The sequence below is a fragment of the Kitasatospora sp. NPDC022856 genome (genome assembly GCF_055561235.1).
On sequence record NZ_JBVHHE010000054.1, the window covers coordinates 25,327 to 38,319 of the forward strand.

Annotated in this window: 12 protein-coding genes; 4 read left to right on the forward strand and 8 right to left on the reverse strand. The window is 76.3% G+C overall.

What is annotated here, in order from left to right; translation table 11 throughout:
• Positions 1 to 3 precede the first annotated feature (3 nt).
• The 4 genes from ACZ34W_RS34810 to ACZ34W_RS34825 form a co-directional block, all read right to left on the reverse strand.
• Positions 4 to 1,710 carry a class I adenylate-forming enzyme family protein gene (locus tag ACZ34W_RS34810; RefSeq protein ID WP_465609906.1) on the reverse strand — a complete coding sequence of 569 codons (1,707 nt, stop codon included), beginning with the start codon at positions 1,708 to 1,710 and terminating at the stop codon, positions 4 to 6.
• Positions 1,711 to 1,960: 250 nt separating this feature from the next.
• Positions 1,961 to 3,337, reverse strand: coding sequence for a flavin monoamine oxidase family protein (locus ACZ34W_RS34815; protein WP_465609908.1), 1,377 nt, complete (start codon positions 3,335 to 3,337; stop codon positions 1,961 to 1,963).
• Positions 3,334 to 3,621: an acyl carrier protein gene (locus ACZ34W_RS34820; protein ID WP_329491495.1), complete on the reverse strand. Its 288-nt coding sequence runs from the start codon at positions 3,619 to 3,621 to the stop codon at positions 3,334 to 3,336. The genes ACZ34W_RS34815 and ACZ34W_RS34820 overlap by 4 nt, the downstream gene beginning before the upstream one ends.
• Positions 3,618 to 5,390, reverse strand: a complete 1,773-nt coding sequence (locus ACZ34W_RS34825) for an AMP-binding protein (protein WP_465609911.1) — start codon at positions 5,388 to 5,390, stop codon at positions 3,618 to 3,620. Before ACZ34W_RS34825 ends, ACZ34W_RS34820 begins: the two co-directional genes overlap by 4 nt.
• Before the next feature lie 616 nt (positions 5,391 to 6,006).
• Between ACZ34W_RS34825 and ACZ34W_RS34830 the strand changes: the two genes are divergently transcribed.
• On the forward strand, positions 6,007 to 6,441 hold the full coding sequence (locus ACZ34W_RS34830) for a hypothetical protein (protein WP_465609913.1): 435 nt from the start codon (positions 6,007 to 6,009) through the stop codon (positions 6,439 to 6,441).
• 91 nt (positions 6,442 to 6,532) lie between these two features.
• Here the strand turns inward: ACZ34W_RS34830 and ACZ34W_RS34835 are convergent, their stop codons facing one another.
• Positions 6,533 to 6,850, reverse strand: a complete 318-nt coding sequence (locus ACZ34W_RS34835; protein ID WP_465609915.1) for a hypothetical protein — start codon at positions 6,848 to 6,850, stop codon at positions 6,533 to 6,535.
• Between the two features lie 561 nt (positions 6,851 to 7,411).
• Here ACZ34W_RS34835 and ACZ34W_RS34840 point away from each other — a divergent pair.
• From ACZ34W_RS34840 to ACZ34W_RS34850, 3 genes are all read left to right on the forward strand, one after another.
• A complete protein-coding gene (locus ACZ34W_RS34840) occupies positions 7,412 to 8,242 on the forward strand; it encodes an SDR family oxidoreductase (protein WP_465609917.1) in 831 nt (276 codons plus the stop codon).
• 202 nt (positions 8,243 to 8,444) lie between these two features.
• Positions 8,445 to 9,170, forward strand: a complete 726-nt coding sequence (locus ACZ34W_RS34845; RefSeq protein ID WP_465609930.1) for a tetratricopeptide repeat protein — start codon at positions 8,445 to 8,447, stop codon at positions 9,168 to 9,170.
• Positions 9,171 to 9,453: 283 nt separating this feature from the next.
• Positions 9,454 to 9,657, forward strand: a complete 204-nt coding sequence (locus ACZ34W_RS34850; RefSeq protein WP_465609919.1) for a hypothetical protein — start codon at positions 9,454 to 9,456, stop codon at positions 9,655 to 9,657.
• Positions 9,658 to 9,728: 71 nt separating this feature from the next.
• On the opposite strand, the gene ACZ34W_RS34855 is transcribed toward ACZ34W_RS34850, so the two are convergent.
• The 3 genes from ACZ34W_RS34855 to ACZ34W_RS34865 are packed head-to-tail and all read right to left on the reverse strand — an operon-like array spanning position 9,729 to position 12,741.
• Positions 9,729 to 11,051, reverse strand: a complete 1,323-nt coding sequence (locus ACZ34W_RS34855; protein ID WP_465609921.1) for a sensor histidine kinase — start codon at positions 11,049 to 11,051, stop codon at positions 9,729 to 9,731.
• Positions 11,048 to 11,857 carry a response regulator gene (locus ACZ34W_RS34860; RefSeq protein ID WP_465609924.1) on the reverse strand — a complete coding sequence of 270 codons (810 nt, stop codon included), beginning with the start codon at positions 11,855 to 11,857 and terminating at the stop codon, positions 11,048 to 11,050. Before ACZ34W_RS34860 ends, ACZ34W_RS34855 begins: the two co-directional genes overlap by 4 nt.
• Positions 11,854 to 12,741 (reverse strand): hypothetical protein, encoded by an 888-nt coding sequence (locus ACZ34W_RS34865; RefSeq protein ID WP_465609926.1) that lies wholly within the window; start codon positions 12,739 to 12,741, stop codon positions 11,854 to 11,856. Before ACZ34W_RS34865 ends, ACZ34W_RS34860 begins: the two co-directional genes overlap by 4 nt.
• Between the last annotated feature and the right edge of the window lie 252 nt (positions 12,742 to 12,993).

Genomic DNA, 12,993 nt, shown 5'->3' on the forward strand with positions numbered 1-12,993 from the left:
GCGCTACTGGCCGGTGAAGCGGGTGGCGAAGCGGGTCCGCAGTTCGCGCTTGAGCACCTTGCCGGTCGGCCCGAGCGGGAAGTCCTCCGGTGTCCGGGCGATGCTCACCGCGGCGAGCGTGGCCAGTCCGGCGCCGGCGAGCGCCTTGTTGGCGGCCTCCTGGACCTCCTCGGCGGTCGCCGCTGCGGCCTCGGTCTGCAACCGGACGACGCCGAGCGGCCGTTGGCCCTCGCCCGGCGCCCCGGGCACGCCGATCACCGAGCAGTCCTGGACGAGCTCGCCGCAGTCGGCCAGCAGCACCTCCTCGATCGGCAGGCTGTAGACCGGGCCGGCCGCGGTGTCGATGACGTCCACCGTCCGGTCGAGGTGGTAGAAGTTGCCCTCGGCGTCGCGGCGCGCCACGTCGCCGGTGAGCCAGTGGCCGGCCAGCTCGAAGCTCGCGGTGAGCCGGGGGTCGTTCCAGTACCCCGGGGTCCGCGAGGGGGAGACGACACCGAGCAACCCGACCGTGCCGTCCGGGAGTTCCTCGCCGTCCTCGCTGAGGATCGAGGCCCGCCGGACGACCTCCAGCGGCTTGCCGACGCAGCGGTCGTCGCGGGCGCTCTCCGGTGTGGTCACCTGGCCGAACAGCGCCATGCCCATCTCGGACGAGCCCAGGCCGTCGATGAACTGCGAACCGGGCAGGTCGGGTTGTTCGGCCCGCTGCCGGGGCAGCAGCCACGGCCGGATCAGCCCGGCCGGCCGCCGCCCGAGCCGCACCAGCCGCCGGATGTGCCCGTAGTGCGCGCTGTCCCCGGTGTTGAACCAGGAGTGCACCTCGGCCGCGCCCCTGGTGGGCGGTTCGCCGGTGGCCAGCTCGACGAAGGTGCGCGGGAAGGAGGCGACCATGGTGGGCCGGAAGGCCTCCATCACCGGCTCCACGACCGCCCGCCGCCAGTCGGACATCACCACGGTCGGCAGACCGAGCAGGGTGGCGGTGAGGAAGTAGCTGAGGCCGCCCGCGTGGGTGTGCGGCATCATCGACATCAGCCGGTCGTACGGCTCCGCGGGGAAGCGCACCATCCGCGGCTGCTTGCCGTCCCAGAACTGACGGTGCGCCAGCATCGTGGACTTCGGCGTGCCGGTGGTGCCCGAGGAGTGGATCAGGGCGACCACGTCGGCGTCGGCGTGCCGGTACGGGTAGACCTCGGGGAGCCGGGCCGCGCCGGCGTCGAAGGCCCGGATCTCGGCGGCCGGCACGATGAACCGGGGGCGGCGGTTCGGGGCCTCGCGGTAGGCCGAGGCGAGGCGGGTGGGATCGTCCGCCACGATGCCGACCACGCCCACGTGGTCGAGGTAGCGGACCATGACGTCGTGCCGCATGGCGTCGTTGACCAGGGCGGGGACGGCGCCGAGGGCGGTCAGCGCGAGGAAGTGCAGCAGTGGTTCCAGGCCCTCGCCGACGACGATGCCGACCGGCTCGCCGGGGCGCACGCCGTTGGCCCAGTACCAGCTGGCGTAGCAGTCGCGCAGGGCGGCGAGGTCGAGCAGGCTGTGGCCGCGCAGGACGACCGCGCCGCGGTGGTCGGTGTGGTGGCTGTAGGCGAACGGGACCGCGCGGTTCGGGTTGACCGCGAGGGCGTGGTCCAGGAAGTTGCCCGCGCCGAGGGCGGGTTCGGTCATCAGCCGTTCCCGGGCGGCGAGGGGCGCGAGGGGACTCCGGTCGCTCATGGCGGTCTCCTGGGGGGAGTGGCCCGGCGGGGTCCTTGTGGAACCGGGCCGGGCGACGGTGGGGGGCCGGCCCGCGCTGCGGCGTGGACCGGTTGGTGCGGGCGTGCGGGCGTGCGGGCGTGCGGGTACGACTGGGCGCCGGGTGGCGGTGCCCCGGGGCGGGGACGGCTGCCGGTGCGCCTTCGTGAACGGCCCGGCCGGGGCGGGGCCGCGGTGGGTGCCGGGCTGGGCACCCGGCTGGGTGCCGGGGTCAGTCCCGGGCGAGGATCTCGGCGACGACCCGGTGGCCGGAGCGGACGGCGCCCTCCATCAGCCCGAAGTACTCGGTGCTGGTCTCGGTGCCGGCCCAGTGCACCCGCCCGTGCGGTGCGGTCAGCGTCGGCCCGTACCGGAGCCAGTCGCCGGGCCCCCGCAGCGCCGCGTAGCAGCCCTGGCTGTACGGCTCGTCGACCCAGTCGGTGATGTGCAGGCCGGTCGGCGGCGGGAGCATCGGGAAGATCCGGGCGGCCTGCTCCACCACGGCCGCGCGCTGCCGCCGCGGGCTCAGCGCGCCGAACCGCCGGGCCTCGGCCCCGGTGACGAAGCCGGTCAGGACGCCGACCCCGCCGTCGGCCGGTGAGTCGTCCACCGTCGACAGCAGCGGGCCCTCGGCGTTGACCGACCAGCCGGAGAGGCCGTGCGCGCGCCAGAGCGGCGCGGGGTAGACCAGGGTCGCCTTCACGGCGCAGCCCCGCGCCGTCCGGTCGCCCGCCCGGGGCACCGCCGGCGCCGGCCGGTGCTCGACGGCGTCGGCGAGCAGCGGCGGCAGCGCCAGCACCGCGACATCCGCCCGGTGGGCGCCGGCCGTCGCGTGGACGGTGACCCCGGCGTCGTCCTGGTGGACCGCGCGGACGGCCTCGCCGAGCCGGACCCGGCTGCCCAGCCGGCCGGCCAGCCGCTCGCACACCTGGTGGGCGCCGCCGGTGATCCGGTCCTGCTGGGCGCCGCCCTCGAAGGCGTTGAGGTAGCGGACGCCACCGCCCGAGCGGAGGTAGAACGCCATGTGCAGCACCGAGACGTCAGCCGGGTCGGCGGCCATCATCTCGCCGAGGAACAGCGGGAAGAAGAGCCGGGCGTCCGGGTGGGTCAGCCGCCGGTCGGCCCATTCGGCGGCGGTGAGGGTGTCCAGCCGCTCGGCGTCGGGAGTGAGCCACGGCGCGTCGGGGCGGACGGCCGCGGTGAGTTCGTCCAGCAGGTCGAAGAGGTCGCCGAGTGCCACGGCGTTGAGCGGCGGGAACCGGCCGTCCCGGGTGGTGCCCTCGGGGCCGAGGACGAACCGGCTGGCGCCCCGCATCGTGGTCGGCGTGGTGTCCAGGCCCAGTTCCTTGACCAGGGCGAGGAGTTCGGTGTGCCGCTCGCCCAGGTAGGCGGCTCCGGCGTCGACCTGGCAGCCGGGCGCGACCGGCAGGCCGCGGGTGCGCCCGCCGACCCGGGTGCGGGCCTCCAGCACGGTGACGTGGATGCCCCGGGCCGCCAGCCCGGTGGCGGCGGTGAGGCCGGCGAGCCCGGCGCCGACCACGACGGCGGTCCTGACCCGGCCGGGCTCCCGAGGTGTGGGTGCCGCCGCGGCGTCGTCGGGGTCGGTCATCTGCCGGCCGCGATCTTCTCGGCGAGCGCCCGGGGCGTCGGCGCGAGCAGGAAGTCGTCGAAGGACAGCTCCACGCCGTGGTCGCGGGCGATCGCGCTGAGCACCCGGGTGGCGATCAGCGAGTCGCCGCCGAGCTGGAAGAAGTCGGAGTCGGCCGCGACCTCGGGTGTCTCCAGCACCCGGCGGAAGAGGGCCACCAGGCCGTCGACCCCGGCGGCGGAACGCTCCGCGGCGGCTGCCGGTATGCCGTGGACGGCGGTGGAGAGGGTGGTGTCAACGTTCATCGAAGGTCTCCTTTGACCTGTTCGGGGGCCGCGTACCGCCGGTGCGAGCCGGCCCGGTCGACCTTTCCGCTCGTGGTGCGCACCAGTTCGGGCACCACGGTGATCCGGCTGGGCACGAGATGGCCGGGGACCTCCGCGCGCAGGTACGCCAGGACGTCGGCGTCCAGCGTTCCTCCCGTCGCGTCCGCCCGCGCCACCACATAGGCGACCAGGGCGGACCGGCCGGCGAGCGTCGCCGCGGCCACCGCCACCGCGTGCACCCCGGGGTGGCCCGCGATGTGCGCCTCCACCTCCGCCGGGTCCACCCGGATGCCCCGGACCTTGACCTCGCCGTCCAGCCGGCCGCGGTGGGTGAGGAGGCCGTCCGGGGACCCGCTCACGAGATCGCCGGTGCGGAAGCAGCGGACGCCGTCGACGACGGTGAACCTGGCGCCGGTGGCCTCGGGCAGGCCATGGTAGCCCAACGCCACGGACGGCCCCCCGATCAGCAACTCGCCCCGTTCGCTGATCAGTTGAACGACATGGCGGAGCGGTCGGCCGATCGGCGCCCGGGCGCCGCCGGCCCAGTCCCAGCCGCTCGGGGGCGCCTGCGGGCCGTGCAGGTCGACGGCGTGGGTGATCAGCGTCGTCTCGGTGCAGCCGTAGGTGTTGACCAGGCGGATCCGCCCGGTGTCCAGCGCGGTCCAGTCGGCCAGCCGGGCGGGGCTCGCCGGCTCGCCCCCGATCACCAGCACCCGTACGCAGCCGGGCAGGGGTGCGCCCTCCTCGGTCAGGTGGAGCACCAGCTCGTGCCAGAAGGCGGTCGGCAGGTCGAGGACGGTGATCCGCTCGCGCTCGACCATCCGCAGGAACCGCGGGAAGGACCCGCGGTGCGCCTCGGCGTCGAACACCAGGGTGGCGCCCGCGGTGAGCGTCGGCAGGATCTCCTCGAAGCAGGTGTCCCAGTTGAGGGAGGCGAACTGCAGCACGCGGTCGTCGGGGGTGAGGCCGAAGAGCTCGCGCAGTGAGGGCACCACGGCGGCGAGGGCCCGGCGGGGGGTGAGGACGGGTTTCGGCTGTCCGGTGGAGCCGGAGGTGAAGAGGAGGTAGGCCGGTTCCCCGCCGGTGGTCCCGCTCCGGCTCCCGGCGCCGTCGCGGGCGTCGCTGTGGCCGGTGTCCGCGTTCCGGCCGGCGTCCGCGCTCCGGCCCGGCTCCGCCGGAGGCGGGCGAAGGGTGTCCGGTGCGGTGCCGGGAACGGCGTCCGGCGCGGTGCCGGGCGAATTCGGAACGCCCGCCCGGGCCGTTCTCCCCAGGTTTGCGGAGAATTCCGGCAGGGGGGCCGGGGCGATCCAATCGAGGCCGAGTCGGTGTGCCGATCCGGGATCGGCCGCGACCATTGTGCGACAGCCGACCGCCGAGAGCATCGTCTGCGACCGGTGGGCCGGGAATGCCGGATCGGTGGGGCAGTAGACCCCACCCGCGGCGAGGATGCCGAGCAGCCCGACAACCGTTTCCGGAATGTGGTGCGCCTGCACGGCGACCACCCCCGGGTCGGGCCCGAGGCGCCTGGCCAGGTCGCTCACCGCCGCGTGCAGACGGGCGTAACCGATAGCCCGGCCGTGCCGGACAATCGCCGGGCGCTCCGGAAAGCGGCCAACGGTTTCCGTGAACGCGTCAAGTAAGTCGGAAGGAACTCCAGTGGTGCTGTTGTCATGTGACATGCCCGCCCCAAAGAATTGCTCGCAAGCGCTCATTCGCGCTCGGCGGACCGGGACTCTACCTTCGAACATGCGGTGTCACAATGGCTGTTGAGGATATTGCGGCGCCGTGGTGTGGTCGAATGGTGAACGAAGCCGCGCTGCCGAAGAATGTCCGCCGTCGCCGGATTGACGGCGGTGGCGGTGGGAAAGAATGGCGCCGAGCCATGTCCCGGTGAACGTCCGCCGGCCGTTCGTGCCGGGTCCGACGGAGCCTCATGGGTGGGGTCCGCCGCCGGCGCGGCCGGGCGCGGGCGCACCGCCGGTCCGGGCGGCGCCGCCGCCCAGGAGGTCGCGGTGAGGCGCGGGTGAGACCGCTGCGGTGTTCGGGGCTATGCCGCCGGTCGCGGGCCCCTCCCGGGCGGTGACGGCGCGATCGCGACCGGTGCCGTCGCCCGGCCCGGTCCCGGTCGGCCGCCGCCACCGTGCGTCGGCCGGGCTCCTCTGGGGCCGGCCCGTTCCGGCCGTGGCGCGGGGTGCCGCCGCCTGGCCGGCGGTCGCGCCGCGCCCTGACCGGCCGGTGGTGACCGGTTCCTGCCACGGTGGGCCGGCGCAGGCCTGGCTGCGCGCCGACGGGGCAGACGGGCCCGCGGAGTTGCCCTGGGCACCCGGGTCGGGCCCGGTTGCCGATCACCAAGGAGGAGTCGCCGTGAGTGATGCCGTACCGCCCTCGCCCTCGCTGTCCGTTGCCGAACTGTCCTCGGAGGCAGCCGAGTTGCTCAGCGCCGCGGTGCGCAGCGGTGCACCCGGGGGAGCGCCCGGCCTGGTGCTCCCGGGGGACGCGGTCGAGGCCGTCGCCGCGCTGGCCGGGGTGACCGCCCGGCTGCCCGAACTCCTGGACCAGCTCGCCTCGTTCCTCAGCAGTGAGCAGGCGGCCGGGCGCGTCGGTCCGGCCCGCGGCGAGGGGCTCGACGGGGAGCGGGCCCACGAGGCCCTGCGGGCCGCGCGCGACGCCCGCGAGCACCTCTACGAGGCGGCTCGCACCGCGGCGCTGGTCGCCGAGGCGGTGACGGCGGCCGCGACCGTGCTGGCCCCGCTCGGCACGGCCCATTCGGCGGGTCGACCGGTCGAGCCGCACGCCTGAGGGTCACGGCCGGGCCGACGCGCCACTGCGTTCCGTGCTCTCCGGGGGCGCCCGCCCAGTCGGCTCGGCCGGCGGAGTCCGGAGACCGGCCCTACGGGAGGATCGGACCGATCGAGACCTGGGTGGTGTAGACCCGGCTGTTGCCGCAGTTGGCGGTCGCGGTGCCGTCGCCGAGCCGCAGACCGCTGGTGACGGTGAGGCCGGACATGCACTTGGCCGAGACGGACCAGGCCCGGCGGGGTTCGAGGCCGGAACAGACGCCGACGCCGAACGGGCCCGAGGGGTAGGCGACGCACGAGCCGGTGGTCGGGTTGTCGGCGCCGGCCCGCGCCTCGGCGGCGGTCGGGGTGGCCAGCGCGGCGGCGGAGGCGAGCAGGGAGGTCAGCAGCAGGGCGGTGGTGCGGCGCATGGGGAGTCCTTCCGGGGGTGGCGGCGCGCGAGGGCTGCACGGGCCCGATGGGGTCCGACGGTTTCCGCTCGGCTCCGACGGGTCGGTGAGGTGCCGTCAGTTGTGTGGGGCGGGTGAAATCCTGAGGGGGATGTGTGATGACTGTCAACGGTGTGTGACATGAGCAGGCGACTTCGCGCCACCGGGTGAGACTGCTCGGCGGTCCGCCCCGGGGCGCCCCCGACTCTCGTGGGCCACGTGTCGGTCAGGCGGCCGACCTGCTGGAAATGACGGGTGACAGACACCCGGGGCTGGTCCGGGCTCTACCGCGCGCTCGCGGACCGACCGGGCGCCAGATCCTGGAGGCCCTCCGCGCCGACGGCCTCGCGAGCAGCTGAGGCCGGAGCGCCGCCCGGCCCCGGGGCCCCTTTCGGGGCCGCCCCGGCCGAGGGGCGCGTGGCGGATTCCCGCGCCCCTTCGCGCCACCGCGCGCCGCAGGGCGTTCGGTCCCGGCTCTGGGCGGCGGCGGACGGCTCTGGGACCGTGGCGGGACACACCGCACACGAGGTCAGGGGGGCCGTCATGGCACGACGTTGGCTGGTCACGGGTTGTTCGTCCGGGCTCGGACTGGCACTGGCGAGAGCGGTGGCGGCCGCCGGGGACACCGTGGTGGCGACCGCCCGCAAGCCGAGGGCGCTGGACGGCCTGGTCGGCGAGCACCGGGGCCGGGTCGTCCCGGTCGCCCTGGACGTCCGCGACCCCGGGCAGTGCGCGGAGGCCGTCGCGGTGGCGGTCGACCGCCTCGGCGGCCTGGACGTCCTGGTCAACAACGCGGGCTGCGGGCTCTTCGGAGCGGTCGAGGAGGTGGGCGACGACGAACTCCGGGACCAGCTGGAGATCCTGGTGGTGGGCCCGTGGCGGCTGGCCCGCCTGGCGCTTCCCGTGATGCGCGCGCAGCGCGGCGGACACATCCTCAACGTCTCCTCGCTGGCCGGCCGGACGGCCTTTCCCGGCCTGGCCGCGTACGTCACCGGCAAGCACGCCCTGGAGGGCATGACCCAGGCGCTGGCGGCCGAGGCGGCCCCGTTCGGCATCCGGGTCGCCGCGCTGGAGCCCGGCGGCTACGCCACCCGGTACGGCTCCTCGCTCGCCGACGCGGCCGGCCGCTCGCCGGACTACGCGGAGTTCACCGGCCCGATGCGCAGTGCGCTCGGTGCGCTGGCCGAGGTGCCCGGGGTCGGCCGGCCCGAGGACTTCGCCCGGCAGGTGCTCCGGATCGTCGAAGCCTCCGGACCGCTCCCGGTGCGGATACCGGTCGGGCCCGGCAGCGCCGAGCACCTGACGGCGGTCGAGGAGGCGGCCCGCGCCGAGATCGCCGCCGCCCGGGCCCTGTTGGCGCCGCCGCGGACCTGAGCCGGCGACCGGCCCGGCCGCGCCGGACACCGCAACCGCCCTCCCGGGCGGCCTCCTCCGTCGTAGCCTGGCCCGCGGGGACCCCGCTACGGCGACCGGCCGGCGGGGCGGCGGGCAACGGTGCGAGCCGGGGGCGGCATGCGGACGGGCCCTGGAGTGGTTCCGGGACGCCGCCAACGCCCAGGACGCGCTGGGCGAGGTGATGGTCCTGGACCACCTCGCCGAGGCGCTGGAGCGGGCCGGGCACCCGGCGGAGGTCGTCCGGGCACGGCGGGCCGCACTCGACGCCGCCCGCCGTACGGGCCGGCCGGTCCGCTGGCCCTTCCTGCGGCTCGCCGTGACGCTCAGGGCGGCGGGCCGCGCCGACGAGGCGGTCGACGTCCACGACGAGGCCGCCGCGGTCTTCGCGGACTCGGGGGACCCGAAGGGCCAGGCCGCGGAGCTGACCGCGCGCGCCGCGGTGCTCGGTGAGCTCGGGCGGCTCGACGAGGCCGTCGCGGCCGGCACCCGGGCCGCCGAGCTGCAGCGGGCCTGCGGCGAGGGCGAGGGCGAGGCCTCGGCGCTCTACAACCTGGGCACCATGCTGGTGCGGGCGGAGCGGCTCCGGCCGGCCGAGGACGCGCTCGGCCGGGCCGCCGAGGTCTTCCGGGCCATCGACGACGACCACGGGCGCGGGGAGTCGCCGAACAACCTGGCCTACGTGCTGATGCTGCTGGGCCGCTTCGGCCGGGCCGCCGCCGCGCAGGCCGAGGCGGCGGAGCTGTTCCACCGCAGCGACGACCACGCCTCGGAGGCGATCGCGGTCGAGGGCCTGGCCGCCCTGCGGGCCGTCCGCCCGGGCCTGCGCGCCCGGGCGGTGCCGGACTGCGGCATCGCCCGGGCGCTGGCGTCGACCCGCCGGTTCACCGCACCGCCGTGCGCGCGCTGACGCCGCGTGCTGCTGCCTGCCTGCCTGCCTGCCGCCGCCTGCGTGCCGACCGACGGGCTGTCGCGTCGCGCCGGGCGCTGGGCCGTTCGCCGGGGCGGCTCACCCGACCGGGGCACGTCTGTCACCCGTTCGTACCGCTCGGGTGGCGAAAAGGGCGACTTGCCCGCGTTCGTGTGCAAACGTTTCGCGGGTGCCCCTCACCGGGCGCCTCTGGGGCCCGTTCCGGGCCCGGCCCGTTCGTGAGGGCGGGTGGCAGAGCAGTGATGACCTTGGAAGGCGTGAGATGTCCGTGCGTGGAAACCTTGGCAAGTTCGTCGTCACCGCGGTTCTGGCGGCCGCGGCCGTAGTGGCCGTGCCGACCGCGGCGCTGGCGCACAGCGAGCCCCAGCCGTCGTCGTCGTCCGGTCTGGCGGCGGGCGCGGCCTCGGTCGGCCTCTTCGGCCCGAAGCTCAGCTGGCTGGAGGCGTTCAGCAAGAGCAACGGCTGACCGACGGCTTCCCGACACCCGGGCGCCCCGGCCGCATCGAGCGGCCGGGGCGCCCGGCGTCGTGCCGGTGCCTACGGGTGCGCGCCGTCCGGCTGGGCGGGGTCGGTCTGCTCGCCCGGGCCGAGCTCCGCGGCGAGGGGCTCACCGGCGCTCCCGGCCGGCAGGACGAGGGAGGCGACGGCGCCGCCGTCCGGGTGGTTGGCGAAGGTCAGTTCCGCGCCGATCACCCGGGCGTGGCCCTGGGCGATGGTCAGGCCGAGACCGTGTCCGCGCCCGCGCTCGCGCACGCTGGTGCGGAAGCGCTGCGGTCCGTGCCGCAGCAGGTCGTCGGGGTAGCCGGGGCCGTGGTCGCGGACGGTGATCCGCAGCCCGTCGACGCTCAGCAGCACCGGGCCCCGGCCGTGCCGGTCCGCGTTCACCAGCAGGTTGGCCAGGATCCGGTCCAGCCGGCGCAGGTCGGTGCGCACCACCGGTCCGTCGGCACCGGGTGCCGGGTCGGTCGGGGTGTCGCCCTCCGCCCGCACGGTCAGGCCGACGGTCAGGCCGGTGATCGTGACCGTCCGCCGGACGGCCCGGCCGAGCGGCACGGGGGACAGGTACGGCGTCTCCGCGTCCGCGTCCAGCCGGGAGACCTCCAGCAGGTCCTCCACCAGGGAGCGCAGCGCCTGGACCCGGTTGCGGACCAGCTGGGTGGGCCGCCCCGGCGGGAGCAGTTCGGCGGCGGTGACCAGACCGGTGAGCGGGGTGCGCAGCTCGTGCGCGACGTCCGCGGTGAACCGCTGCTCGTCCTCCAGCCGGCGGTGCAGCGCCTGGGACATCGAGTCGACGGCGGCGGCGAGGTCGGCGACCTCGTCCCGGCCGTCGCCCAGTTCGCCCATCCGGGTGTCCGTCCGCCCGGCGGCGATCTCGCGGGCGGCCGTCGCGGCGGTGCGCAGCCGGCGGCTGATCCGGTCGGCGACGAGCACGCCCGCCAGGACGGTGGTGAAGACCGAGGCGGTGACCGTGATCAGGATGATCCGGTCGAGGTCGCCGATGGCGCCGCGGTCCGCGGTGAAGTCCACCCGGACGGACAGCACCGCGCCGTCGACGGGCGCGGCCGCCCACATCGCCTCGCCCTGCGGGCCGGTGGCCAGGACGGAGCCCTGGCGGCCGGCCGCCGCGAGCGCGCGCAGCCGGGGCGGCAGCGCCGGATCGTCCAGCGTGACGCCCGGGCGGGCGGGTTCGCCGTTGCGGCCGTAGGCGGTGAGGGCGGAGTCCAGTGCGCCGAGCGCGGACCGGCGGGCCTGGTCGACGTGCTGACGCACCATCGCCTGGTGGACCAGCAGACCGACGCTCAGCGCGACCAGGACGGAGATCGCGGCGACGGCGGTGGCGATCTGACGGCGCAGGGTCATGCCGGGCGCCGCAGCTTGTAGCCGAAGCCGCGGACGGTCTCGATCCGACCCGAGCCGATCTTGGCGCGCAGCCGCTGGACATGGACGTCGACCACCCTGGTGTCGGCCCCCCAGTCGTAGTCCCAGACCCGTTCGAGCAGACCGGAGCGTTCCAGCACGGTGCCCGGCGCGGCGGTGAACTCCAGCAGCAGCCGCAGTTCGGTGGGGGTGAGCGGGACGAGGCGGCCGTCCACCCGCACCTCCATGCTGTCGGTGTCCACCTCCAGTCCGTCGATGGCGCGCACCGTGCGGGCCGCCGGCGCCGGTTCGGCGTCGGCGGGCGCGGAGGCGGGTGTCGCGGTGGGCGTGGCGGGTCCGGCGGGTGTCCCGGCCGGCGCTCCGGTGCCGGCCGCCGGTTCGGGCGCGGGTGCCGCTCCGGCCGGCGCCACCGGGACCCGGCGCAGCACCGTGCGGATCCGGGCCACCAGCACCGCGCTCTCGAACGGCTTGACGACGTAGTCGTCCGCCCCGGCCTCCAGCCCCGACACCACGTCGACGGGGTCGGTGCGCGCCGACATCATCAGGATCGGCAGCTGGCTCTCCTCGCGGATGCGCCGGCAGAGGCCGACCCCGTCGAGGAGCGGCAGCATCACGTCGAGCAGGATCAGGTCGGGGCGGGCGGTGTGGAACGCCTCCAGCCCCTCCAGCCCGTCGGCGGCCGTGCTGACGGGGAATCCGTAGCGTTCCAGGGCCATCCGGGTGGCCTCGCGAATCACCTCGTCGTCCTCGACGATCAGGATGTGCGGGTGGGCGGGGGCGGGAGTCATCGCTTCGCTTCCGGGGCGGCCGGGGTCGGGGGAGCCGGGGTCGGCACTGCCGTGCCCGGGCGGGGGGCGGGGACCGGGACCGCCTGGTCGGGGCGGCGGGGCTGGCTCACCCCGCTGGAGGGCGAGACCGCGGGCTTGGCGGAGAACGGCGCGGCACTCGGCTGGGCGGCTCCGGCGGGCTCGGAGGGCCGGTCGGCGGGGGTGGGGCCGTGGCCGGGCGCCGTGACCGGACCGATCGCCTCGACCCGCTGCTCCAGCAGGACGAGCCGGGTGCCGTTCCAGCCGTAGTGGCTGATGGTGCGGGAGGAGGGGGTGGTCGCCTCGTTCAGCCAGAGGTCGGCGGCGAGGGTCTCGGCGCTGAACGCCCGGAGCACCGCCACCCGGAGGACGGGCACGACCCCGCCGCCGCCCAGGGTGTAGACGTGCAGGACGACCGAGCCGCCGGTGGCGACCGCGGCGATCAGCTCGGGGCGGCCGTCACCGGTGAGATCGCGGAACTCGGGGTCGCGGACCCCGCAGTCCGGACAGCCGGTCAGGGCGCGCCGCTCCTCTGCCGACAGGGCCGGGTCCTTGGCCAGCAGGGCGCCCAGGTCCACCGAGGTGAGGTCCGGGCCGGGCACGGCGACACCCGGCACCGGTACCGGTGGCGGCTCGGCGGGGCCCGTCTCGGACGCGGCGGGGGAGGTCGGCGACGGCGCCGCGGCCAGCGCCGGCCAGAGCGGCTGCGGCTTGGGGGACGGCGTCACGGGCCGGGCGGCCCCCGCGTCCCGCAGTTCCCCGGGGGTCGCGCACCCGGCCAGCGCCACGAGCAGGCCGAGGACGGCGGCGGCGGATCCGCGCGCCGCCGCCCGGGGCCCTCGGCGGGGTGGGTGTGCTCCTGCCACGGTGGTCGTCCTCTTCCTGGTCTGCGGTGAGGCGTCGGTTCGCCCACGGTGATAGGTCGCCCGAACGCTACCGGGTGGTTCCGCCCGCCCGGGCACCGCCCACCTGCGGGGAGACCCCGGCGGCCGGGTGCCGCGGCCGTCACGCGGGCGCGACGGCCGCGGCCCCCGGCCCGGGGGCGGGGGGGTGCCCCGGGGGGTGGTTGGGTGCCGGCGCGTTGTTTTGTGCGGTGCCATTGGAGGGGCCGGCCGGCG

Coding starts and splice junctions, on each gene's coding strand:
- ACZ34W_RS34810 (WP_465609906.1), bottom strand. CDS start 1,710: ATGAGCGACCGGAGTCCCCTCGCGCCCCTCGCCGCCCGGGAACGGCTG.
- ACZ34W_RS34815 (WP_465609908.1), bottom strand. CDS start 3,337: ATGACCGACCCCGACGACGCCGCGGCGGCACCCACACCTCGGGAGCCC.
- ACZ34W_RS34820 (WP_329491495.1), bottom strand. CDS start 3,621: ATGAACGTTGACACCACCCTCTCCACCGCCGTCCACGGCATACCGGCA.
- ACZ34W_RS34825 (WP_465609911.1), bottom strand. CDS start 5,390: ATGTTCGAAGGTAGAGTCCCGGTCCGCCGAGCGCGAATGAGCGCTTGC.
- ACZ34W_RS34835 (WP_465609915.1), bottom strand. CDS start 6,850: ATGCGCCGCACCACCGCCCTGCTGCTGACCTCCCTGCTCGCCTCCGCC.
- ACZ34W_RS34840 (WP_465609917.1), top strand. CDS start 7,412: ATGGCACGACGTTGGCTGGTCACGGGTTGTTCGTCCGGGCTCGGACTG.
- ACZ34W_RS34845 (WP_465609930.1), top strand. CDS start 8,445: ATGGTCCTGGACCACCTCGCCGAGGCGCTGGAGCGGGCCGGGCACCCG.
- ACZ34W_RS34850 (WP_465609919.1), top strand. CDS start 9,454: ATGTCCGTGCGTGGAAACCTTGGCAAGTTCGTCGTCACCGCGGTTCTG.
- ACZ34W_RS34855 (WP_465609921.1), bottom strand. CDS start 11,051: ATGACCCTGCGCCGTCAGATCGCCACCGCCGTCGCCGCGATCTCCGTC.
- ACZ34W_RS34860 (WP_465609924.1), bottom strand. CDS start 11,857: ATGACTCCCGCCCCCGCCCACCCGCACATCCTGATCGTCGAGGACGAC.